Origin of the sequence: Streptomyces sp. NPDC048361 (assembly GCF_040651795.1) — a bacterium.
GTDB lineage: Bacteria > Actinomycetota > Actinomycetes > Streptomycetales > Streptomycetaceae > Streptomyces.
The window spans coordinates 18628-40440 of sequence record NZ_JBEZKW010000031.1 but is presented as its reverse complement, the minus strand read 5'-3'; the positions used below and the strand labels follow the sequence as shown (position 1 = coordinate 40440).

At 71.8% G+C, this 21813-nt stretch carries 21 protein-coding genes and 2 pseudogenes; 19 read left to right on the top strand and 4 right to left on the bottom strand.

The genetic code is table 11. The annotated features are described in order from the left end of the window. The first annotated feature begins 152 nt into the window (after positions 1–152). The 8 genes from AB0D31_RS19250 to AB0D31_RS19215 all read left to right on the top strand — a co-directional run bounded on the left by AB0D31_RS19250 (position 153) and on the right by AB0D31_RS19215 (position 8602). A complete protein-coding gene (locus AB0D31_RS19250; protein WP_362724260.1) occupies positions 153–1313 on the top strand; it encodes a peptidoglycan bridge formation glycyltransferase FemA/FemB family protein in 1161 nt (386 codons plus the stop codon). Continuing rightward, positions 1247–2941, top strand: a complete 1695-nt coding sequence (gene murJ, locus AB0D31_RS19245; protein ID WP_362724257.1) for a murein biosynthesis integral membrane protein MurJ — start codon at positions 1247–1249, stop codon at positions 2939–2941. Before AB0D31_RS19250 ends, murJ begins: the two co-directional genes overlap by 67 nt. Before the next feature lie 34 nt (positions 2942–2975). Further along, entirely contained in the window at positions 2976–3665 is a 690-nt protein-coding gene (locus tag AB0D31_RS19240) for a response regulator transcription factor (protein WP_362724254.1), read from the top strand. Next, positions 3662–5131, top strand: a complete 1470-nt coding sequence (locus AB0D31_RS19235) for a HAMP domain-containing sensor histidine kinase (RefSeq protein WP_362724251.1) — start codon at positions 3662–3664, stop codon at positions 5129–5131. Before AB0D31_RS19240 ends, AB0D31_RS19235 begins: the two co-directional genes overlap by 4 nt. Next, positions 5128–5685: a hypothetical protein gene (locus tag AB0D31_RS19230; RefSeq protein WP_362724248.1), complete on the top strand. Its 558-nt coding sequence runs from the start codon at positions 5128–5130 to the stop codon at positions 5683–5685. The genes AB0D31_RS19235 and AB0D31_RS19230 overlap by 4 nt, the downstream gene beginning before the upstream one ends. A 97-nt stretch (positions 5686–5782) precedes the next feature. Next, a complete protein-coding gene (locus AB0D31_RS19225) occupies positions 5783–6385 on the top strand; it encodes a hypothetical protein (protein ID WP_362724245.1) in 603 nt (200 codons plus the stop codon). Between the two features lie 114 nt (positions 6386–6499). Next, a complete protein-coding gene (locus AB0D31_RS19220; RefSeq protein ID WP_362724243.1) occupies positions 6500–7273 on the top strand; it encodes an alpha/beta hydrolase in 774 nt (257 codons plus the stop codon). 57 nt (positions 7274–7330) lie between these two features. Next, positions 7331–8602, top strand: coding sequence for a cytochrome P450 (locus tag AB0D31_RS19215; RefSeq protein ID WP_362724240.1), 1272 nt, complete (start codon positions 7331–7333; stop codon positions 8600–8602). Positions 8603–8630: 28 nt separating this feature from the next. Here the strand turns inward: AB0D31_RS19215 and AB0D31_RS19210 are convergent, their stop codons facing one another. Then, positions 8631–9374, bottom strand: a complete 744-nt coding sequence (locus AB0D31_RS19210) for a hypothetical protein (protein WP_362724237.1) — start codon at positions 9372–9374, stop codon at positions 8631–8633. A gap of 116 nt (positions 9375–9490) precedes the next feature. Between AB0D31_RS19210 and ggt the strand changes: the two genes are divergently transcribed. Next, positions 9491–11308, top strand: a complete 1818-nt coding sequence (gene ggt, locus AB0D31_RS19205; RefSeq protein ID WP_362724234.1) for a gamma-glutamyltransferase — start codon at positions 9491–9493, stop codon at positions 11306–11308. 177 nt (positions 11309–11485) lie between these two features. Continuing rightward, entirely contained in the window at positions 11486–12250 is a 765-nt protein-coding gene (locus AB0D31_RS19200) for a glycoside hydrolase family 75 protein (RefSeq protein WP_362724231.1), read from the top strand. Positions 12251–12370: 120 nt separating this feature from the next. Here AB0D31_RS19200 and map read toward each other — a convergent pair whose 3' ends face one another. After that, complete coding sequence (gene map / locus AB0D31_RS19195) at positions 12371–13138, bottom strand: type I methionyl aminopeptidase (protein ID WP_362724229.1); 768 nt, start codon at positions 13136–13138, stop codon at positions 12371–12373. A gap of 202 nt (positions 13139–13340) precedes the next feature. Between map and AB0D31_RS19190 the strand changes: the two genes are divergently transcribed. The 8 genes and pseudogenes from AB0D31_RS19190 to AB0D31_RS19155 all read left to right on the top strand — a co-directional run. Continuing rightward, the gene (locus AB0D31_RS19190; protein WP_267057243.1) at positions 13341–13601 is read left to right on the top strand and encodes a helix-turn-helix transcriptional regulator; all 261 of its coding nucleotides are present in this window, start codon (positions 13341–13343) and stop codon (positions 13599–13601) included. A 118-nt stretch (positions 13602–13719) separates the two neighbouring features. Continuing rightward, the gene (locus AB0D31_RS19185) at positions 13720–14979 is read left to right on the top strand and encodes an alginate lyase family protein (RefSeq protein WP_362724226.1); all 1260 of its coding nucleotides are present in this window, start codon (positions 13720–13722) and stop codon (positions 14977–14979) included. Positions 14980–15075: 96 nt separating this feature from the next. Further along, on the top strand, positions 15076–15615 hold the full coding sequence (locus AB0D31_RS19180; protein WP_362724223.1) for a haloacid dehalogenase-like hydrolase: 540 nt from the start codon (positions 15076–15078) through the stop codon (positions 15613–15615). Between the two features lie 135 nt (positions 15616–15750). Further along, entirely contained in the window at positions 15751–16593 is an 843-nt protein-coding gene (locus AB0D31_RS19175) for a nitrilase-related carbon-nitrogen hydrolase (protein WP_362724221.1), read from the top strand. Then, a complete protein-coding gene (locus AB0D31_RS19170; protein WP_362724218.1) occupies positions 16590–17873 on the top strand; it encodes an aspartate aminotransferase family protein in 1284 nt (427 codons plus the stop codon). The genes AB0D31_RS19175 and AB0D31_RS19170 overlap by 4 nt, the downstream gene beginning before the upstream one ends. A gap of 99 nt (positions 17874–17972) precedes the next feature. Further along, on the top strand, positions 17973–19376 hold the full coding sequence (gene hydA, locus AB0D31_RS19165) for a dihydropyrimidinase (protein WP_362724215.1): 1404 nt from the start codon (positions 17973–17975) through the stop codon (positions 19374–19376). 12 nt (positions 19377–19388) lie between these two features. Further along, positions 19389–20402 (top strand): TIGR03842 family LLM class F420-dependent oxidoreductase, encoded by a 1014-nt coding sequence (locus AB0D31_RS19160; protein WP_362724212.1) that lies wholly within the window; start codon positions 19389–19391, stop codon positions 20400–20402. Between the two features lie 71 nt (positions 20403–20473). Further along, positions 20474–20647, top strand: a pseudogene (locus tag AB0D31_RS19155) (nitrate reductase); the annotation flags it as partial. A 92-nt stretch (positions 20648–20739) separates the two neighbouring features. On the opposite strand, the gene AB0D31_RS19150 reads toward AB0D31_RS19155, so the two are convergent. After that, positions 20740–20898, bottom strand: coding sequence for a hypothetical protein (locus tag AB0D31_RS19150; RefSeq protein ID WP_362724209.1), 159 nt, complete (start codon positions 20896–20898; stop codon positions 20740–20742). A gap of 21 nt (positions 20899–20919) precedes the next feature. Beyond that, positions 20920–21489, bottom strand: coding sequence for an HAD family hydrolase (locus tag AB0D31_RS19145; RefSeq protein ID WP_362724206.1), 570 nt, complete (start codon positions 21487–21489; stop codon positions 20920–20922). Positions 21490–21599: 110 nt separating this feature from the next. Between AB0D31_RS19145 and AB0D31_RS19140 the strand changes: the two are divergent. After that, positions 21600–21812 (top strand): annotated as a pseudogene (locus AB0D31_RS19140) (cytosine permease); the annotation flags it as partial. Position 21813 lies beyond the last annotated feature (1 nt).

Here is a 21813-nt window from a genome sequence, read left to right as displayed (position 1 = left end):
AGCGGAAAGCCCTGCGATTCCTCTGTGACAAGGACCGCACAAGAACGGTCATCGTCCGGTCACATTCGACGCGAGAAGTCGTCATGGACCGCTGTGAGCATCCTGTGCATCCCCGGAGGCCGACGCCGGGACGCACTTGGGAGGCCACAGACGTGTCCGCACTGCTGGTGACCGGCGATCGAGTCCAGGACGCCGAGGTCCGCGCCCTCGACGCCGCCGAGTACCGAATTTTTCTCGCGGGCCGCGCCGACGTCAGCTTTCTGCAATGTCCTTCGTGGGCCGATGTGAAGGACCAATGGGTCGGCGAAAGGGTCGGATGGTCCCTTGACGGCGGCGCATTGACCGGGGCGGCCCAGATTCTCTACCGGCAATTCCCCGGCACCCGGAAATACTTCGCCTATCTGCCGGAAGGGCCCGTCGCCGACTGGTCCGACCCCGACATCGACCGCTGGCTCGGACCGCTCCTGCGCCATCTGCGCAAGGCCGGCGCGTTCGCGGTGCGGATCGGACCCATGCCCGCTTACCGGCGCTGGGAGGCGTCCCGCCTCAAGGCCGCCGCCGGAGCCGGCCGCCGGATCGGCGACATCCTCGCCAGCGAGGTGGACCCGCTCGGTTCCGCCGTCGCCGAACGGCTGCGTACCCGCGGCTGGAAACGGTGCGGCGGCGACGACGGCGGCGATGCCGACGCACAGCCCCGCCACGTCTTCCGCCTTCCCCTGGCCGGCCGCACCACCGACCAGCTGTGGGCCGGGCTCAACCAGGAGTGGCGGCGCAACGTGCGCGCCGCCGACCGGGCCGGGGTGGAGGTCGTCGTCGCCGGCCCCGAGTACCTGGCCGAGTTCTACCGGCTGCTGAGGATCACCGAGGAGCGGGACGGATTTCGCCTCGGGCGCTCCCTCGCGTACTTCGAGCGCCAGTACGTGGCGCTCAACACCGAACAGCCCGGCCGCATGCGGCTCTACCTCGCCGTCCACCAGGGCGAGGTGCTCGCCGCGCACACCATGATCACGGTGGGCGGCCGGGCCTGGTACCAGACCGGCGCCTCCGCCGACCACCGCCGCGAGGTCCGCCCCAGCAACGCGTTGCAGTGGCAGATGATCCAGGACGCCCACGCCGGCGGCGCCGAGGTGTACGACATGCGCGGGGTACCCTCCACTCTCGATCCGCACGACCGCCCCTTCGGGCTGCTGCGCTGGAAACTGGGCACCGGCGGCCATGTCGTCGAGACCCTGGGGGAGTGGGAGACATGCACGGGCGGGACCACCAACAACGCGCTGTACCGCGCCTTCCAGGCGTATCTGGCGCGCCGGTGACCGCGACCGCCGCCCCCGTGAAGAGCGGCAGCCCGGGACTGCTGCGCAGCAGCGCCGTGATGGCGGCGGGCTCCATCGTCTCGCGCGCCACCGGATTCATCCGCTCCGCGGTGATCGCGGCCGCGCTCGGCATCGGGCTGCTCGGCGACGGATACGCCGTCGCCAACAACGTCCCCAACATCCTCTACATGCTGCTCATCGGGGGCACCCTCAACGCGGTCTTCGTGCCCGAGCTGGTGCGGGCCGCCAAGGAGCACGCCGACGGCGGGGCGGCCTACACCGACCGGCTCATGACGGCCTGCGCCTGCGCGCTCGTCGTGGTCACGGTGCTCGCCGTCGTCGCCGCCCCGGCGATCGTCCACGGATACACCGACTACAGCGGCGCCCAGGCCGAGCTCACCATCGCCCTTGCCCGCTACTGCCTGCCGCAGATCCTCTTCTACGGCCTCTTCACGCTGTTCGGCCAAGTCCTCAACGCGCGCGGCAGGTTCGGTGCCATGATGTGGACGCCGGTCCTCAACAACGTCGTGGTCATCGGGGTGTTCGGGTCCTACCTGGCCCTCGCGGCGGGCAGTGGAGGATCGCTGAGCGCGGGCGACGCCCGGCTGCTCGGCTGGGGCACCACCGCGGGCATAGCCGTCCAGGCCCTCGCCCTGGTGCCGTCGCTGAGCGCGGCCGGGTTCCGCTGGCGCCCGCGGTTCGACTGGCGCGGCCACGGGCTCGGCCGGCCGCTGCGCTCGGCGGGCTGGGCGGTCCTGCTCGTCGTCTGCAACCAGCTCGCCTACTGGGTGGTGACCCGGCTCTCCACCACCGCCGGGACCGAGGCATCGCACCAGGGCATCGAGGGAGCGGGCTACACCGCGTACACCAACGCCTATGTGCTGTGGATGGTGCCGCACGGCATCGTCACCGTCTCCCTGATCACCGCCCTCATGCCGAAGATGAGCCGCGCATCGGCCGACGGCGACCTCGCCCAGGTGCGCCGCGACCTGTCGTACGGACTGCGCACCTGCGCTGCGGTGATCGTCCCCGCGGCCTGCGCCCTGTTCGCGCTCGCGCCCTGGATCCTCGGCTCGGTCTACGCGTACGGAAGGACCGGCTCCGGCGAGATCACGGTCATGGCGGGCATGCTCATGGCGTTCGCACCCGGCCTGATCGCCCTGTCGGGACAGTACGTCCTCTCGCGCGGCTTCTACGCGCTCGGCGACACCCGCACCCCCTTCCTGCTCAACCTCGTCATCGCCGGTGTGAACGCCGCGCTCACCGTCGTCGCCCATGCCGCGCTGCCCGCGCGCTGGGCGGTGACCGGGATCGCCGGGGCGTACACGGTGGCGCTCTGCGCGGGCCTGACGGTCACCGCGTACACCCTCAACCGCAGGCTCGGCGGCGGCCCGCTGCTGCGCTCGCCCGCCGTCCGCGCCCACCTGCGGCTCCTTGTGGCCTGTGGGCCCGCCGCGGCGCTCGGTTACGGGGCCGCGCGCACCGCCGATCCGCTCGGCAGTGTCGCCGCGGCCGGCGCGGGAACCGTCGCGCTCGTGATCGTCCTCGCGCTGCTCGCCCGGCCGCTCGGCCTCACCGCCGTACTCGACAAGGTGCGCCCCGCCGGCGGCCGGCACCGAGCCCGGTGACGGGACAATCCAGACCCTTGGGATACTGACGCCTATGCCTCGCGTGCTCCTCATAGAAGACGACCCCTCCGTACGCGAAGGGGTCGAGCTCGGCCTGCGCCGGCGCGGCCACGAGGTGCGGGCCGCCGGGACCGGCGAGGCCGGACTCGCCTCACTCAAGGCCTTCCACCCCGAGCTCGTGCTGCTCGACCTGATGCTGCCCGGCATGAACGGCGTCCAGGTCTGCCGCAAGATCCGCGAGACCAGCCAGCTGCCGATCATCATGCTCACCGCGCGCGGCGACGACTTCGACGTGGTGATCGGACTGGAGGCGGGCGCCGACGACTACATCGTCAAACCCGCCCGCACCGAAGTCATCGAAGCCCGTATCCGGGCGGTCCTGCGCCGCCTCGCCGATCCCGTCGCCCGCTCGGGACCCGAGGTCCACGGCGAACTCGCCCTGGACCGGGCGGGCCTGACCGCCGCCAAGAACGGCGAGCGCCTGGCGCTCGCCCCCTCCGAACTCAAGCTCTTGCTCCACCTCGCCGCCTCGCCCGAGCAGGTCTTCAGCCGTCAGCAGCTCCTCGAATCGGTGTGGGAGCACAGCTACCACGGCGACGCCCGGCTCGTCGACGCCTGTGTACGGAGGCTGCGCCAGAAGCTCGGCGACACCGGCGGCAGCGACGGCGCCCCCCGCTACATCCAGACCGTGCGCGGCTTCGGCTACCGCTTCGGGCCGCTGTGAGGTTCCCGCTGCGCCGCGCCTTCCGCCCCGGCCTGCGCACCCGGCTGATCGCGGCGTTCCTCCTGGTGGCCGCGGTCAGCGCGGTCACCACCGCCGCTCTCACCTACCAGTCGGCCCGCTCGGCCATCCTCAAACAGGCCCAGGACCAGGCCGTCGAGCAGTTCCGCGAACAGATAGCCACCGAGTACTTCGCGCTGCCCACCTCCACCGCCGCGCTGCAGAACGCCTGCCGCACCCTGGCACGGGCGGGCAAACCGCACCCCTGGTTCGTCTTCGCCGAGTACGGCACACTGCGCGCCTCCTCCACCAGCCGGCCCACCTCCACCGTCGTCACCGACGCGCTGCGCCGCCAGACCCACGCCAACGCGCACGGCTCGTTCCAGCGTGTGATCCAGGACGGCACCCCGTATCTGACCATCGGCATGCCCGTGATGTTCGACCGTGGCGCCATGGACGAGCAGCGCAGCGGGATCTACCTCTACGCCGTGATGGACCTCAAGACCGAGAGCATCACCATCGAGGCCATGGTCTCGGCGGCCAAGAACGGCGCGCTGCCCGCGCTCGCCGTCGCCGTGGTCCCCGCGCTGCTCGCCGCCCGCAGCGTGCTGCGCCCCGTGCGCGATCTGCGGCGGGCCGCGAGCAGCATGGGCAAGGGCCGCCTCGACACCCGTATCGAGGTGAAGGGATCGGACGAACTCGCCGATCTGGCCTGGACGTTCAACGAATCGGCAAAGGAACTGGAGCGCTCCGTCGAGGAGTTGCAGAAGGCCGAGGCACGGGCCAGGCGCTTCGCCTCCGACGTCAGCCACGAACTGCGCACCCCGCTCGCCGGCATGCTGGCCGTCACCGAGGTACTCGACGAGGACGCCGACGGCCTCGACCCCGACACGGCGCGCGCGGTACGGCTCATCTCGGCCGAAACCGGCAAGCTCGCCACCCTCGTCGAGGACCTCATGGAGATCTCCCGCTTCGACGCCAAGGCCGCCGAGCTCAACACCGACGAGGTCGACGTCGCCGAGGCCATCCGCAAGACCCTCCAGAGCCGGCACTGGCAGGACCGTGTCGTCACCCGACTCCCGGACGGCGTACGGGCGATGATCGACCCCAGGCGTTTCGACATCGTGATCGCCAACCTCGTCGGCAACGCCCTGCGGCACGGCTCGGAGCCGGTGACCGTGCGACTTCGCCCGGCCCGCGACGACGGCCCGCTGGTCGTCGAGGTCGCCGACGCCGGGCCCGGCATCGACGCGGCCGTCCTGCCGCACATCTTCGACCGCTTCTTCAAGGCGGACGCGGCCCGTACCCGCTCGGCCGGCAGCGGTCTCGGCCTCGCGATCACCAGGGAGAACGTACGGCTGCACGGCGGCACGGTCGGCGCGGCGAACGGGCCGGAGGGCGGCGCCGTCTTCACCGTCGAGCTGCCCACCGGGCTCGGCGCGGCCGCGCCCGCGGAGGCGGCCCGATGAGATTCAAGGTCACTGCGCCCCGCCTCCTGGCCGCCGCGCCCCGCGTCCTGGCCGCCGTGCCCCATGTCAGGGCCGCCGTGCCCCGCGTCCTCGCCGTGTTCGCCCTGCTGCCCGCCGGGCTGCTCGCGGCGGGCTGTGGCATCCAGTCCACCGACGTCATCGCGGTGGGCGACCCGGCGTCCGCGCAGGCGGTGCCGCCTCCCGACCAGGGCACCGTGCTGTACTTCGTCGGGCCGGACGGCCTGATGCCGGTGGTGCGCGATGGCGGCCCGGGGCCGGCGCTCCCGCTGCTCTTCGCCGGCCCGGACGCGAACGAGAAGGCGGCGGGGCTCCGCTCCGAACTCCCGCCGCTGCGGGGCCCGTTGAAGATGGGCGTGGGCGAGGGCGAGGTCACCGTGGTGTTCGGCCAGGACGTCTCGAAGATCACCGTGGTCGCCCGGCGGCAGATCGCCTGCACGGCCCTGCGAGCGGTGGCGCGCGGCGCGGACTTGAGGGTGACGATCAGGGGCACCGGCGCCGGGAACGCGCTCGACCCCGTCGGCTGCACGACCTGACCCGGCGCCGGACCGGCGACCACCTCATTGACTTCAATTCAGTAAACCCATGGGTAACACTCTGGCGCGCGGGCCGCTGACGGACCAAGCTCTGCGTGTGGAGAATTCAGCCAGTCCGACACAGCCCGCCGCCGGCCCGATCGTCCTGCCGCTGCGGCGGCCCCTGATCTGGGTCCCGCTCGCCGCGATCGGGGTGGCCGTGCTCTGGTGGCTCGCGGTCGCGTCCGTCTTCGACGGCCCCAACGGCGACGTCGCCGGCCCGGTGATGGCCGTCGCCGGTGTGGTCCTGCTCGGGGTCGCCGCCGTCTTCGTCGGCTACCTTCTGCGCCCCCTGCGCATCGAGGTGGACACCGACACCCTCACCGTGCGGCTGCCGACCTGGCTCGCCGGGCGCATCGACTGGGACGAGGTGAACGCGGTGAGCGCCATCGCCCTGCGAACGGGAACCAAGGTGCGCCGCTTCCTCGTCGTCGACCTGCGCTCGCCCGCGCTCCCCTACATCAGCCGGCCCCGCTCCATGTACCGCCGCCTGGCGCCCGTGCTCGGCCGGCCCACCGGCGCGCACGGGCTCTGCTTCGAGGAGCAGATCTTCGCCTTCGACGCGGCCGACGCCCTGGCGGAGGTGGGGCGCTTGGCCCCCGCCGAGGTGGCCGTCGACGACCACACGGCGCAACCCGTACGCAGTCCCTGGCAGTTCTGACCGGCTTCTTGCCTCGCGGCAGGGCGACCGCCACCGTGTACGCGTACGTCTCGCACACCGACGGCACCACCGCGAGCCGTACGCCGCCGACCGCCGTCCGGAATCGGAGTACCCATGGCCGGATTCACGCTGCCCCACACCCTCCACGGCGACGGACCGCACCGCGTCGTCGCCGTGCACGGCTGGCTCGCCGACCGCGCCGGCTACGCGGCGGTCCTGCCCGACCTGGACGCCGCCCAGTTCACCTACGCCTTCGTCGACCTGCGCGGATACGGCGAGGCACGGGACGCCCCCGGCGCGTTCACCACCAGCGAGGGCGCCGAGGACATACTGGCGCTCGCCGACCGGCTCGGCTGGCACCGCTTCTCGCTGATCGGACACTCCATGGGCGGCGCCGTCGTCCAGCGCGTCCTGGCCGCCGCCCCCGACCGGGTGCGCCGCATGGTCGGCATATCACCGGTCCCGGCGAGCGGCATGCCCATGGATGAGGAGACGCGCGCACTGTTCACCGCGGCGGCCGAGCGGCCCGCCAAGCGCCGGGCCATCATCGACCTCACCACCGGCGGCAACCGCCCCGACGCCTGGCTCGACCGCATGACCTGGCGCTCGGTGGAGCGCAGCGACCCCAAGGCGTTCCGCGCCTGGCTCGACTCCTGGGCGGGCGAGGACTTCCACGAGGAGACCGAGGGCTCCCCGGTGCCGGCGCTCGCGGTGGTCGGCGCCCTCGACCCGGCGATCAACGCGGCCTTCCTGCGCGGGACGTGGATGCGCTGGTACCCCGCGGGCCAGCTCGTCGAACTGCCCCACGCCGGACACCACGCCATGGACGAGACCCCACTCGACCTCATACGCACCGTGGAGGACTTCCTGCGGGCCGACCATGTCTGAGCCTGCCCTGTCCGATCCGGCCGGCCCTGAGCCCGCCCCCGTCCGAGGCCACCCGTGATGACCGACGCGCCCGACATCTTCGACCCCCGCCAGTACGCCGCGGGGCCGCCGTACGCCGCCTACCGCGAACTGCGCGACCACCGGCCCGTCGCGTGGCAGGCGGAGCCCGAAGTGCTCGGCTGGCCGGCCGGCCCCGGCTTCTGGGCGGTGACCCGCCACGCCGACGTCGTACGGGTCCTCAAGGACGCGGGTACCTACTCCTCCGCGCTCGGCGCCACCCAGATCCGCGACCCCGACCCGGCGGATCTGCCGTTCATCCGCCGCATGATGCTCAACCAGGACCCCCGCCCAGGCCCCCGCTCCCGCGACGCCGGTCCCGCGCTCCAGGACCACGGCAGGCTGCGCCGCCTGGTGAGCCGCGCCTTCACACCGGGCCGCATCGAGCGCTTCGAGGCGCTGGCCCGCGAACGGGCCCGCGCCCTGCTGACCGCGGCCCGCGACGGCGCCGAGGACGGCGTGTGCGATGTGGTCGCCGACGTCACCGACGACTACGCGCTGCTCAACCTCACCGACCTGCTGGGCGTGCCGCCGGGTGACCGGGGGCTCCTGCTGGAGTGGACCGAGCGCGTCATCGCCTACCAGGACCCGGACGAACCCGGGGTCGTCGGCGCCGACGGCCGGCCGGTCAACCCGCGCTCGCCGGCGATGCTCGCGGAGATGTTCGCGTACGCCCAGGGCCTCGCCGCGTACAAGCGTGAGCGGCCGGGCGACGACATCATGACCTCGCTCGCCCACGGCGAACTCGCCGACGCCGAGCTGGAGATGTTCTTCTTCCTGCTGACCGTGGCGGGCAACGACACCGTACGCGCCGCGGCACCGGGAGGGCTGCTCGCGCTGGCCGAACACCCGGACCAGCGAGCCAAGCTGACGAGTGGTCAGATCGGGGTGGACATCGCCGTCGAAGAGCTCCTGCGATGGCATCCGCCGGTGCTGAGCTTCCGGCGCACCGCCGTGCGGGACACCGAGCTCGCCGGGCAGCCCCTCGCGGCCGGCGACAAGGTCGTCGTGTTCCACGCCTCCGCCAACCGTGACGAACGCGTCTTCGGCGACCCGGACCGCCTGGACCTGACCCGCGCCCCGAACCCGCACGTCTCCTTCGGCGACGGCCCGCACGTCTGCCTCGGCGCGCACTTCGCGCGGCTGCAACTGCGGGTGCTGCACGAGGAGGCGCTGCGCGTCCTGCCGGGCACGGAACTGGCGGGGCCGCCGCGCCGCCTCGTCTCCAACTTCATCAACGGCATCAAGTCGCTTGAACTGAAGGTGGGTTAGCCAATTCAAGGTGGGTTAGACGAAAAGCTCAACCGGCCGCCCGGTGCGACGTGCGGACCGCGGGGGCGGGCTCCTGCGCGGCCCGCGTCACATCGGCGACGAGCTCCACCACATCGGGGCCGTACGCCTGCGAGTTGACCACCTTGAGGAGCAGGCAGAACGATCCGCTGCCGTACTTGCGGGAGAGTTTCCCGGCGTTGCGGGCGAGATAGCGGGTGGCGGCCTGGTTGTTGATCGCGCGCTGTCCACAGAAGAGGAACACGGGCCGCGCGTCCTGGGCGACGCTGATCCGGGCGAGGACCACGTACTCGGCGACACCGTGCTCCATGCGGTAGCGCTCCGTGCCGATCCGGAAGGAACCGCGGTCGGGGCCCGGCTCGGTGTCCTGGTTGACCTGCACGCCCGGAAGGAGCGAGGTGAGGTGCGCCGCCGTACGCCGATTCGAGTACGGGCCGCCCACACAGAACTCGGTGCGCTCCCCGAAGCCCTGCTGTGCGAGATCGTGCTGCACGATCTGCGCGTGGGCCCCGCAGTCCTTGATGAGGGAGGACAGTTCGAGGAGGGCCACGACGTCATAGCGGTGCACAGCGCTGTGGTGCCCGGCTTCGCGGTTGACGACGAGGAGGCATTCGGAGTGGTCAGGCAGGCCGAAGAACGCCTGCTTGCGGCGGAGCTTGCGCTTCCAGAGGTAGGTGCGGGTCAGCCAGCCCACGGCGGCGCTTATGCCCGCGGCCACCACGCCGAGGACGATGTTGCGTACGTCGTCATTCATGGGCGCGCATGCTAGCGGGAGTTCGCGCCCCCGTTCGACGTTCTGTTCGGCGTGCTCATGACGTGAGAGCGCCACCGGCGCTACGCTGCGCGGACGTTCGCCCACGGGAGGTATGCATGCGTCGACCCGCAGCCCGCACCCTGTCCCTCCTCGCCGCGGTGGCCGCGATCGCGGCTTCGGTCGCGGCGGCCCCGCCCACGACGGCCGCGCCGCCCGGCGGCCATACGCCGCCCAAGGTGCCCGAGGCGGTCGGCTACGGGGGAGCGGTGTCGAGCGTGGACGCCGACGCGTCCGCCGCCGGCCTCCAGGTGCTCAAGAACGGCGGCAACGCGGTGGACGCGGCCGTCGCCACCGCCGCCGCGCTCGGCGTCACCGAGCCGTACTCGTCGGGGATCGGCGGCGGCGGCTTCTTCGTCTACTACGACGCGAAGTCCCGCTCCGTGCACACCGTCGACGGACGCGAGACCGCCCCCGCGTCGGCCACCTCCTCGCTCTTCCTGGAGAACGGCAAGCCGTTGCCCTTCGCGGACGCGGTGACCAGCGGGCTCAGTGTCGGCACTCCCGGCACCGCCGCCACCTGGGACCGGGCGCTGCACGCCTGGGGAAGCAAGTCCCTGAACACGCTCCTGAAGCCCGCGGAGCGGCTCGCGCGCGACGGGTTCACCGTCGACGACACGTTCCGCTCCCAGACCAAGGACAACCAGGCCCGCTTCGCGGACTTCCCCGACACCGCCAAGCTGTTCCTGCCCGGCGGGCAGCTCCCCGTGGTCGGTTCCACCTTCAAGAACCCCGATCTGGCGCGCACCTACGAGGAGTTGGGCCGCAAGGGCGTCGGCGCCGTCTACCGGGGCGACCTCGGCAAGGACATCGTCCGCACCGTCCGCAATCCGCCCGTCGACCCCGCCTCGACCCGCACGGTGCGCCGCGGCGACCTCACCGAGCGGGACCTGCGGGCCTACGGCGCCAAGTACCAGGCGCCCACCGAGGTGAACTACCGCGGGCTCGACGTGTACGGCATGGCGCCCTCCAGCTCCGGCGGCACGACGGTCGGTGAGGCGCTGAACATCCTGGAGCGCACCGACCTGTCGAAGGCGTCGGACGTGCAGTTCCTCCACCACTACATCGAGGCGAGCCGCATCGCGTTCGCGGACCGGGGCCGCTGGGTCGGCGACGGGGCGTTCGAGAACGTACCCACCAAGGGCCTGCTCTCGCAGCGCTTCGCCGACTCGCGCGCCTGCCTGATCAAGGACGACGCGGTCCTGACCAGCCCCCTCGCGCCCGGCGACCCGCGCCACCCGGCGCCGTGCGGCGCCTCGGGCACCGCGGCCCCGACCACGTACGAGGGCGACAACACCACCCACCTGACCGTCGCCGACAAGTGGGGCAACGTCGTCGCGTACACGCTGACCATCGAGCAGACCGGCGGCAGCGCCATGACGGTGCCCGGCCGGGGCTTCCTGCTCAACAACGAGCTGACCGACTTCTCCTTCGCGCCGGCCAGCCCGGCGGTGCACGACCCGAACCTGCCCGGCCCCGGCAAGCGGCCGCGTTCCTCCATCTCTCCGACGATCGTGCTGGACCGGCAGCACAAGCCGGTGCTCGCGCTCGGCTCGCCGGGCGGGGCGACCATCATCACCACCGTCCTCCAGACGCTCGTCAACCACCTCGACCGCGGCATGCCGCTCGTCGACGCGATCGCGGCGCCGCGCGCCAGCCAGCGCAACGCGGCCCGGACCGAGTTGGAACCCGCCCTCTACAACAGCCCGCTGCGAGCCCGCCTGGAAGCGCTCGGCCACTCGTTCTCGCTCAATCCCGAGATCGGCGCGGCGACCGGAGTGCAGCGCCTGCCGGACGGGCGCTGGCTCGCCGCCGCCGAGAAGGTGCGGCGGGGCGGCGGCTCCGCCCTGGTGGTCCATCCGAGTGGAAAGCAGTAACTCCCCGAAAAGACGCACATGAGGCCCGTGGCCCCCGGCACGACCGCCAGGGGCCACGGGCCGCGTGGCGCCGGCGGGGCCGACGCGGTCATGACCAGGGGCCGCGGCGGTCATGACCAGGGTCCGCTGCGGGCGCACAACGGGTAAAGCACCTTTCCTGACAGAAGGGTTATTTACGTGCGCTCCAGAACGCTCGCTCTCGCCGCCGCCGGCGCGGCCCTGCTCGCCACGACTCTTCCCGCCACCGCGCAGGGCGCCTCCATCCCCCTGGCCCCCGGCGCCGGGACCCGTGCCCGTGCCGCCGGTGACCCCGCCACGGGCGTCCCCCTCTCGGGTGCTCCCGCGGCCGCGCCCGAAGGCTCGGTCAGTGCGGCCGAACTCCTCGCCAAGGTGACGGACTGCGACCAGGTCTCCCACGGCAAGTACCGCACGGACGCCGACGCCCCGGCCACCGTGCCGGTGTGCGGCAAGAACGGGGCCGTGTTCTGGAAGGCGGACCTGGACGTCGACTGCGACGGCCGCAGCGGCAGGGTCTGCAACAAGAAGACCGACCCCTGGTTCCAGCCCGACACCCGATTCCACCAGAGCGACGACAAGCCGCTCGACGCGGAGCGGCTGCCGTATGTCGTGGTGCCCAAGCCGAGCCCCGTCTGGGACTACGGCGCGGCCGGCATCGAGGGGGGCGGGGTCGCCGCCGTCATCCACGGTGACAAGGTCGCGTACGCCGTGGTCGGTGACACCGGCCCCGCTTCCACCATCGGCGAGGCGTCGTACGCCACCGCCAAGGCGCTCGGGCTCAACCCCAGCCCGCGCTCGGGCGGCGCCGAGTCCGACGTCACCTACATCCTGTTCAAGGGCGCCCAGGCCGAGCCGATCGAGGACCACGGGGCCGCGGTCGCCCTCGGTGACTCGCTGGCCCAGCGGTTCCTGGCCAACAACTGACGGAGCGTCACCGACCAGGTCGCGGGCGGGTTTTCGCCGGGCCACCGCTGGATGCCTACGCGGGCGGCCCTCTATGGGCGGGTGCTCGGCGGGCGGGCCTGTACAGGACAGGCGGGCCCGCTAGAGGCAGGTGAGGACGCGGGGCCCGGCGTCCGTGACGGCCACCGTGTGCTCGGCATGGGCGGCCCTCGCGCCGCTCACCGTGCGCAGCGTCCAGCCGTCGGGCGCCGGGTAGTAGGCGTCGCTTCCGTCGGCGATCACCATCGGCTCGATCGCGAGCACCATCCCGTGGCGCAGCACCATGCCCCGGCCGGCCCGGCCCTCGTTGGGCACGCCCGGGTCCTCGTGCATGTCCCGGCCGATGCCGTGGCCGCCGAAGCCGTCCGGGATGCCGTAGCCGGCGCCGCGGCAGACCCGGCCGATCGCGTGCGCGATGTCGCCGATGCGATTGCCCACGACGGCCGCGGCGATCCCGGCGTCCAGCGCCTCGAACGCCGTGTCGACGAGGCGTACGTCCTCGGGGCGCGGGCGGCCGACGATGAAGCTGATCGCCGAGTCCCCGGCCCAGCCGTCGAGTAGCGCACCGTAGTCGACACTGACCAGGTCGCCGTCGCACAGCCGGTAGTCGTCCGGGATGCCGTGCACGATCGCGTCGTTGACGGAGATGCACGCGGTCGCGGGGAACGGGACGGGCGCGAACTCGGGGCGGTAGCCGAGGAAGGGCGAGGTCGCACCCGCCTTCTCCAGCACCTGACGTGCCACCGCGTCGAGTTCGCCGAGGCCGACGCCGACCTCGGCGGCCTCCTTCGCCGCGGCCAGGGCCTGGGCGACCACCCGTCCCGCCTCGCGCATCGCATCCATCTGCCGGTCACTCTTGATCTTCACCATGCCCATTACTATACCGGTATTTTAATGGGGGCCAGTCCTGGGGCGGGCAGCGGCCTTGGGACGCGGGCCGGTCCAATGGGGCGACGGGCAGCGCATCCTCAAGTGCCGCCGGGGTGGCACTTGAGGATGTGGCGGCCGGCCTCCGGCCCCCGCGCCATCAAGTGCCACCGTGTCACCGTGGCACCGGGTCTAGAATCGGCGCATGGTCCGCACCCCACTCACCCCCGAAGAGCGTGCACGCGGCGAACGGCTCGGCCGGTTGCTGCGGTCGGCCCGTGGGGACCGCAGCATGCCGGAGATCGCGGCCGCGGCCGGCCTCTCCGCCGAGACCCTCCGCAAGATCGAGACGGGCCGGGCCCCGACCCCCGCCTTCTTCACCGTGGCGGCGCTCGCCTCGGTCCTCGGCCTGTCCATGGACGAGATCGTGTCCGACTGCGCGCCGCCGCCCGCGGTCGCCGCATGAGGGTGCCGGGCCCGCGTACCCCGAGGCCGGTCCGGCCCGCCGTCCTTGGGTAGGCCACGGCGGCCCGGTCGGCGCAACAGATCCTGCGGCCCGATGAGTGCCGGGCGACCGTAGGAGCGTGTTCACTCCGTCACAGAGCCGTCCCCGCGGCGAGCGGCGCCCGCCGCTGCGCTCGGCCGCCCTCGCCGCGCTCGGCGCCCTGGCGCTCCTCGCCGCCGCCTGCGGCCCCGCCCCGCACGTGTCCACCGCCTCCGCCGTGAGTCGCGCGGACCCCGCGACGCTCGTCTTCCACCACCCCGGCGTGGTCGTCGGCCGGAGCCAGCTCGACACGGTGCGCGAGAAGGTGCGGGCCGGCCAGGAGCCGTGGCACTCCGCCTACGAGAAGATGCAGGCCAGTCGCTACGGCTCGCTGCGGTACCGCCCGCATCCCGCCGAGACGGTCCCGTGCCCGCCCAACACCGGCCCGCCCGCCTGCGTTTCGGAGCGTGAGGACGCCATCGCCGCGTACACGCAGGCGTTGCTGTGGACGGTGAACGGCAATGAGGCACACGCCAAGAAGGCCGTCGAGATCATGGACGGCTGGGCGAAGGTGATGAAGCGGCACACTGAGGGCAACGCCGACCTCCAGACCGCCTGGGCGGGCTCCACCTGGGCACGGGCCGCCGACATCGTGCACGCCGGATACCCGCAGTGGCAGGCGCCGGCCGTGCAGCGCTTCAAGTGGATGCTGCGCAAGGCGTATCTGCCCGCCGTCACCGCCAAAGTCCCCGACTACAACGGGAATTGGGAGCTCGCGATGACGGACGCGGCCATCGGTATCGCCGTGTTCGTCGAGGACCACGGGGTCTTCAAGGACGCCCTTGAGCGCTACCGCGCCCGCGTCCCCGCCTACTTCTACCTCGCATCGGACGGCAAGCTGCCCAAGGCGCCGCCCGGCGGCTCCATGACCACGCCGGACAAGCTGGCCACGTACTGGTTCGGGCAGCGCACCTACCAGGACGGGCTGGGCCAGGAGACGTGCCGCAACTTCATGCACGTCGGCTACTCCCTCGCGGCCTCCGCCCACATCGCCGAGACCGCCTGGCAGCAGGGCGTCGACCTGTACGGGCCCACCGCCGAACGGCTGAGGGCGGCGCTCGAATTCCACGCCCACTACCAGCTGGGCGCCAAGGCTCCGGCCTGGCTCTGCGCCGGCAAGATCGACCGCTCCCTGGGGCCCGACGTCGAGGTGCTGCTCAACCACCTCCAGAACCGGCTGCACATGACGCTGCCCGAGACGCGCACCCTGGCGGAACGGCAGCGTCCGGGCGGCACCGACGACCTCTTCGTCGCCTGGGAGACGCTCACCCACGCACAGAATCCGGGTGCGGCGATCTAGCCACGACCCTCCGAAGGGCCGGATTCCGGACGAGTTCAACAGAACGTTGAACTTTGGGGATTGAGCCGCCCATCCAGGTGGGCATGGTCCCTGGCAATGGACACGACCACTCGCGCCCGCCAGGGGCGCCGCGCCCAGGTGCCCACCGCCGTCGCCTTCTTCGACGTGGAGGGCACCCTCCTCGACGTCCCGGACCTCGCCGGGCTCGCCGTGCCGCTCGGCCGGCTCTGGCACCCTCCGGTCCTCGCGGCGCTGCACGGCCATGCCGCGCTCGGGCATCTCGTCGTCCTGGTGACCCGCGCGAGCGCCACCGCCCTCGCGCCGATAGAGCGCGATCTGGCGCCCGACGCCGTGCTCTGCTCCCGCCCGGGCGCGCCCATGTCCGGCCAGGGCAAGGGGTACGCGGCCCGCGCCCTGCTGCGCGACCACCGCGTCCTGGCCGCCCGCTGCTACGCCTACGCGGACGAGGCGGCCGACCTGCCGTTCCTCGCCGAGGTCGGCCATCCCGTGGTGGTGGGCGAGGACCCCGTACTCCTGCGCCACGCCCGGCGCGGCAACTGGGGCCGCCTCCCCGGACCCGGCGCCGAGCGAGGTGACGCCGCGTCAGGTACCGGAAATCCGTCCGCCCTCGGCTGACCTGTGGCGCCGCAATCAGCCTCGCCGAAGCCGCGATGGTCTTGCCACGGTGCGTAACGCGCCTTACGGTCGCATCCACACACGGATCTACGCGTGTGGATTTGGCTGGCTGACAACCCGTCGAAGGAGCAGCTCATGGCCGATGTCGTGCGCGCCGCACTGGTCCAGGCGACCTGGACCGGCTCCACCGAAACCATGATCGCCAAGCATGAGGAACACGCCCGCGAGGCGGCCCGGCAGGGCGCGAAGATCATCGGCTTCCAGGAGGTCTTCAACGCCCCGTACTTCTGCCAGGTGCAGGAGGCCGAGCACTACCGCTGGGCCGAGCCCGTCCCCGACGGCCCCACCGTCACCCGGATGAGGGAACTCGCCCGCGAGACCGGGATGGTGATCGTCGTCCCCGTCTTCGAGATCGAGGGCGAAGGGTTCTACTACAACACCGCCGCCGTCATCGACGCCGACGGCAGCTACCTCGGCAAGTACCGCAAGCACCACATCCCCCAGGTCAAGGGCTTCTGGGAGAAGTACTACTTCAAACCGGGCAACCTGGGCTGGCCGGTCTTCGACACGGCCGTCGGCAAAGTCGGCGTCTACATCTGCTACGACCGCCACTTCCCCGAGGGCTGGCGCCAACTCGGCCTCAATGGCGCCCAGTTGGTCTACAACCCCTCGGCCACCTCCCGCGGCCTCTCCGGCTACCTGTGGCAGCTGGAACAGCCGGCCTCCGCCGTCGCCAACGAGTACTTCGTCGCCGCCATCAACCGCGTCGGCATCGAGGAGTACGGCGACAACGACTTCTACGGCACCAGCTACTTCGTCGACCCGCGCGGCCAGTTCGTCGGCGAGGTGGCCAGCGACAAGGAGGAGGAACTCGTGGTCAGGGACCTCGACTTCGGCCTCATCGAACAGGTCCGCCAGCAGTGGGCGTTCTACCGCGACCGCCGCCCCGACGCCTACGAAGGGCTGGTGAAGCCGTGACCCGCTCCCTCCACGAGCGCCACCGCGCCGTCCTGCCCGAATGGCTCGCGCTCTACTACCGCGAGCCCATCGAGATCACCCACGGCGAGGGCCGCCATGTGTGGGACGCCGAAGGGAAGAAGTACCTCGACTTCTTCGGCGGCATCCTCACCACGATGACCGCCCACGCCCTGCCCGAGGTCACCAAGGCTGTCGCCGAACAAGCCGGCCGCATCATCCACTCCTCGACGCTCTACCTCGACCGCCCGATGGTCGAACTCGCCGAGCGCATCGCCCAGTTGTCGGGCATCCCGGACGCCCGGGTCTTCTTCACCACCTCCGGCACCGAGGCCAACGACACCGCACTGCTGCTCGCGACCGCCTACCGCGGCTCCAACCAGATCCTCGCGATGCGCAACAGCTACCACGGGCGCTCCTTCAGCGCGGTGGGGATCACCGGCAACCGCGCCTGGTCCCCGACCAGCCTCTCGCCGCTCCAGACGCTGTACGTGCACGGGGGCGTCCGCACCCGCGGGCCCTACGCCCGCCTCAGTGACGCCCAGTTCATCGAGGCCTGCGTCGCCGACCTGGAAGACCTGCTCGGCCACACCCGCAACGTGGCCGCCCTGATCGCCGAACCCGTCCAGGGCGTCGGCGGGTTCACCTCACCGCCCGACGGCCTGTACGCCGCGTTCCGCGAGGTCCTGGACCGGCACGGCATCCTGTGGATCACCGACGAGGTGCAGACCGGCTGGGGCCGCACCGGCGACCACTTCTGGGGCTGGCAGGCCCACGCCCAGAACGGCCCGCCCGACCTCCTCACCTTCGCCAAGGGCATCGGCAACGGCATGTCCATCGGCGGCGTCGTCGCCCGCGCCGACGTCATGAACTGCCTGGACGGCAACTCGATCTCGACCTTCGGCGGCTCGCCGGTCACCATGGCCGCGGGCCTCGCCAACCTCGGCCACCTCCTCGAACACGACCTCCAGGGCAACGCCCGGCGTGTCGGCGGACTGCTCATCGAGCGGCTGCGCGCCATCTGCGCCCAGCTCCCCGCCGTCCGCGAGGTCCGCGGCCGCGGCCTGATGGCCGGCATCGAACTCGTACGGCCCGGCACCGACGAGGCCGACCCGCAAGCAGCGGCTGCGGTCCTCGAAGCCGCCCGCGAAGGCGGCCTCCTCATCGGCAAGGGCGGCGGCCACGACACCAGCGTGCTGCGCATCGCGCCACCCCTCTCGCTCACCGTCGCGGAGGCCGAGGAAGGCGCGTCGATCCTCGAACGCGCCCTGCGCGCCGCCTAGTTGACGCCGCTCGGGATCACGCAGTCGCGAGCGCGAGCGCGAGCACCAGCACGAGTACTTGTACGTGTACTTGTACGTGTACGAAAGGGAGCTCCACCCATGAGTACCCGCACCCTCATCCGCGGCGGCCTCGTCATCACCGCATCCGACGAGACGCACGCCGACGTACTGATCGAGGACGGCCGGATCGCGGCGCTCGCGGCGCACGGCTCCACCGTGGCCCAGGGCTGGACCGCCGACCGCGTCCTCGACGCCACCGACCGCTACGTCATCCCGGGCGGCGTCGACGCGCACACCCACATGGAAATGCCCTTCGGCGGCACCTTCGCCTCCGACACCTTCGAGACCGGCACCCGCGCCGCCGCCTGGGGCGGCACCACCACCATCGTCGACTTCGCCGTGCAGTCCAAGGGCCAGTCCCTGCGGGCCGGTCTGGACGCCTGGTACGCCAAGGCCGACGGCCGCTGCGCCATCGACTACGGCTTCCACATGATCCTCTCCGACGTCGACGAGGCCTCCCTCAAGGAGATGGACCTCCTCGTGGCGGAGGGCATCACCTCCTTCAAGCTCTTCATGGCCTACCCGGGCGTCTTCTACAGCGACGACGGGCAGATCCTGCGGGCCATGCAGCGGGCGGCGGACAACGGCGGCCTCGTCATGATGCACGCCGAGAACGGCATCGCCATCGACGTCCTGGTCGAGCAGGCGCTCGCGCGCGGTGAGCGCGACCCCCGTCACCACGGCGAGGTGCGCAAAACGCTCCTGGAGGCCGAGGCCACCCACCGGGCCATCCAGCTCGCCCGGGTCGCCGGCGCCCCCCTCTACGTCGTGCACGTCTCGGCCGAGGAAGCCCTCGCGGAGCTGGCCGCCGCCCGCGACAAGGGGCTCCCGGTCTTCGGCGAGACCTGCCCGCAGTATCTGTTCCTGTCCACCGACAACCTCGCCGAGCCGGACTTCGAGGGCGCCAAGTACGTCTGCTCGACCCCGCTGCGTCCCAGGGAACACCAGGCCGCGCTCTGGCGGGGCCTGCGCACCAACGACCTCCAAGTGGTCTCCACCGACCACTGCCCGTTCTGCTTCACGGGCCAGAAGGAGCTCGGCCGGGGCGACTTCTCCAAGATCCCCAACGGTCTGCCCGGCGTCGAGAACCGCATGGACCTGCTGCACCAGGCGGTCGTCGACGGGCACATCTCCCGCCGCCGCTGGATCGAGATCGCCTGCGCCACCCCGGCCCGGATGTTCGGCCTCTACCCCAAGAAGGGCACCATCGCCCCCGGCGCCGACGCCGACGTCGTCCTGTACGACCCGCACGCCCAACAGGTCGTCTCCGCCGAGACGCACCACATGAACGTCGACTACTCCGCCTACGAGGGCAGGCGCCTGACCGGGCAGGTCGAGACGGTCCTCTCGCGCGGCGAACTCGTCATCGAGCAGCGGAAGTTCACGGGACGGGCCGGACACGGCTGCTACGTCCCGCGCGCCACCTGTCAGTACCTCGGCTAGGAGCACCGCACCATGGACTTCGGACTCGTCCTGCAGACCGACCCGCCGGCCGCCCAGGTCATCAGCCTCATGAAGCGGGCCGAACGCAACGGCTTCCGCTACGGCTGGACCTTCGACTCGGCGGTGCTCTGGCAGGAGCCCTTCGTCATCTACAGCCAGATCCTGGCCAACACCCGCCGGCTGACCGTCGGGCCCATGGTCACCAACCCCGGCACCCGTACCTGGGAGGTGACCGCCTCCACCTTCGCCACCCTCAACGACATGTACGGCAACCGCACCGTCTGCGGCATCGGACGCGGCGACTCGGCGATGCGGGTGGCCGGACGCAAGCCCAACACCCTGGCCCGGCTCGGTGAGGCGATCGGCGTCATCCGCGACCTCGCCGAGGGCCGGGAGGCCGACGTCGACGGGCAGGCCCTCAGACTGCCCTGGGTCAAGGACGGCAAGCTGCCCGTCTGGATGGCCGCGTACGGGCCGAAGGCGCTCGCACTCGCCGGTGAAAAGGCCGACGGGTTCATCCTGCAGCTCGCCGACCCCTTCCTCACCGAGTGGATGGTGAAGGCGGTCCGGCAGGCCGCTCAGGACGCCGGCCGCGACCCCGACGCCCTGACGATCTGCGTCGCCGCCCCCGCCTACGTGACGGTGGACGACTCCCCGCAGGCACTGGCCCACGCCCGCGAGCAGTGCCGCTGGTTCGGCGGCATGGTCGGCAACCACGTCGCCGACCTGGTCTCCCGCTACGGCGAACACTCCGGACTCGTACCGGAGGCGCTCACCGCGTACATCAAGCAGCGTCAGGGCTACGACTACAGCCACCACGGCAGGACCGGGAACCCCGACACCGCCTTCGTGCCCGACGAGATCGTGGACCGCTTCTGCCTGCTCGGCCCGGTCGAGGCACACATCGAGAAGCTGCGGGCGCTGCGCGAACTCGGCGTCGACCAGTTCGCGGTGTACGCCATGCACGACGCCCGCGAGGCCGTCATCGACACCTACGGCGAAAAGATCGTCCCCGCCCTGCGCTGACCCGCCCGCCCAACTCCGTTGCCCGCACGGCCCGTTCGCACATCCCCGCCCGCCGGACGAATGACCCGCCCATGCCCGACGCCTCCGCCATACCCGCCACCCCCCACCCACCGGACCCCGAGGACCCGCCCGCCGCCACGCCGATCGACCGGTTCACCAACGCGGACCTGCGGCCCGTGCCACCCGAGGGCCGCGTGTGGACGACGTACAACTTCGCCGCCCTGTGGGTGGGCATGGCCCACAATCCTCGTCGCCGACGCGATCGGCGTACCCCTCGCGGACCTCGTCCGACAGTAGAAGCCCAGGCCGCCTCGCCGGCCAGCCGGGGCGGTAGTGCTCAGGCTTCGGACTTCGGTACGAGGAAGCCCCGTACCGCCGGAAGCTGTTCGTTCTGCGTTCGTCGCCAGTCTCTGGCTGGGCTGCGATACGGCTGGGCCCGGCGCCAGTCCTCGACCAACTCGGCGTACCGAGGGTCCGTCCACTCCTGGCTGTCCATGACTACCTCCTGCCGCACAGGCTAGGGGTCAACCCTTCGGCTTGGGGATGATGACGATCGGGCCACCGTCGTCGGAGTGCCGGCACTTCGCCGCCACTGAGACGAGCTGGTCGTCGGGGGAGCGCCACAACTCGGCGTCAACGCTGTGGCCGGCGCCCTCGATGGCCGCGATGGTCCGTTGCAGGACGGCGGAGTCGAACCGGCCCGGGTCGGGGCGCTCGGGAACGTGGTGGACGAACCCGCCCAGTGGATGCCGCCCGCCCGTACGGTCTGGTTGCCCGCGATGCCGAGCCACAGTCCATCCGCGCGGAGTTGCGCCAGGGCGGGGCGTACGTCGGCGTAGAGGTCGCTCTCGTCGAAGTGCTCGGGCCGGCCGGCATCCGCGCGTGCCTGGCGCTGCTCGTACAGGTCGAACCCGGGCCGGAACTCCTGGAACACCTCGCGGTAGTCGCGGCCCTGCGCGATGACGGCGCCGAACATGGCAGCGAAGGTGTGGTGGGGAACGCCGAGCCAGTCGGCCCAGGTGCCGTACTCACGGGTCTCGTCTACAAGGCACTCGCCGACGTCGAATACCACTGCACGAATCGTCATGGCCGGATCCTGGGCGGTGGCGTGCGGGCGCCGCTGGGTAGCCTTGGCTCATGCCTCCGACCCTGTCACCCGCGGTCCCGCGCGGCCTGCCACGGTGATCAATGATGAGCTACTGGTACACGGGCGGCTGGAACGGGCGGGCTGTGGCCGCCTTCCTGGTGGGCGGCGTTCTCGCGGTCGGCGGCTCCTACTCGACGCTCGACGAGCACGGCGCCAAGGCGGGCCCCTTCCCGACGGACGGTCTCATCCCCTTCCTGAAGCCGCTCGCGGACTACGGCTGGGCGGTGGGCCTCGGTTCGGCCCTGGTGCTGTACGTCGTCCTGT

Excerpts from the sequence above, each read along its gene's own strand:
- AB0D31_RS19220 (WP_362724243.1), top strand. The coding sequence starts at position 6,500 with ATGGCCGGATTCACGCTGCCCCACACCCTCCACGGCGACGGACCGCAC.
- AB0D31_RS19230 (WP_362724248.1), top strand. The coding sequence starts at position 5,128 with ATGAGATTCAAGGTCACTGCGCCCCGCCTCCTGGCCGCCGCGCCCCGC.
- AB0D31_RS19210 (WP_362724237.1), bottom strand. The coding sequence starts at position 9,374 with ATGAATGACGACGTACGCAACATCGTCCTCGGCGTGGTGGCCGCGGGC.
- hydA (WP_362724215.1), top strand. The coding sequence starts at position 17,973 with ATGAGTACCCGCACCCTCATCCGCGGCGGCCTCGTCATCACCGCATCC.
- AB0D31_RS19145 (WP_362724206.1), bottom strand. The coding sequence starts at position 21,489 with ATGACGATTCGTGCAGTGGTATTCGACGTCGGCGAGTGCCTTGTAGAC.
- AB0D31_RS19190 (WP_267057243.1), top strand. The coding sequence starts at position 13,341 with ATGGTCCGCACCCCACTCACCCCCGAAGAGCGTGCACGCGGCGAACGG.
- AB0D31_RS19215 (WP_362724240.1), top strand. The coding sequence starts at position 7,331 with ATGACCGACGCGCCCGACATCTTCGACCCCCGCCAGTACGCCGCGGGG.
- AB0D31_RS19150 (WP_362724209.1), bottom strand. The coding sequence starts at position 20,898 with ATGGACAGCCAGGAGTGGACGGACCCTCGGTACGCCGAGTTGGTCGAG.
- AB0D31_RS19175 (WP_362724221.1), top strand. The coding sequence starts at position 15,751 with ATGGCCGATGTCGTGCGCGCCGCACTGGTCCAGGCGACCTGGACCGGC.
- map (WP_362724229.1), bottom strand. The coding sequence starts at position 13,138 with ATGGTGAAGATCAAGAGTGACCGGCAGATGGATGCGATGCGCGAGGCG.
- AB0D31_RS19160 (WP_362724212.1), top strand. The coding sequence starts at position 19,389 with ATGGACTTCGGACTCGTCCTGCAGACCGACCCGCCGGCCGCCCAGGTC.
- ggt (WP_362724234.1), top strand. The coding sequence starts at position 9,491 with ATGCGTCGACCCGCAGCCCGCACCCTGTCCCTCCTCGCCGCGGTGGCC.
- AB0D31_RS19240 (WP_362724254.1), top strand. The coding sequence starts at position 2,976 with ATGCCTCGCGTGCTCCTCATAGAAGACGACCCCTCCGTACGCGAAGGG.
- murJ (WP_362724257.1), top strand. The coding sequence starts at position 1,247 with ATGCACGGGCGGGACCACCAACAACGCGCTGTACCGCGCCTTCCAGGC.
- AB0D31_RS19180 (WP_362724223.1), top strand. The coding sequence starts at position 15,076 with ATGGACACGACCACTCGCGCCCGCCAGGGGCGCCGCGCCCAGGTGCCC.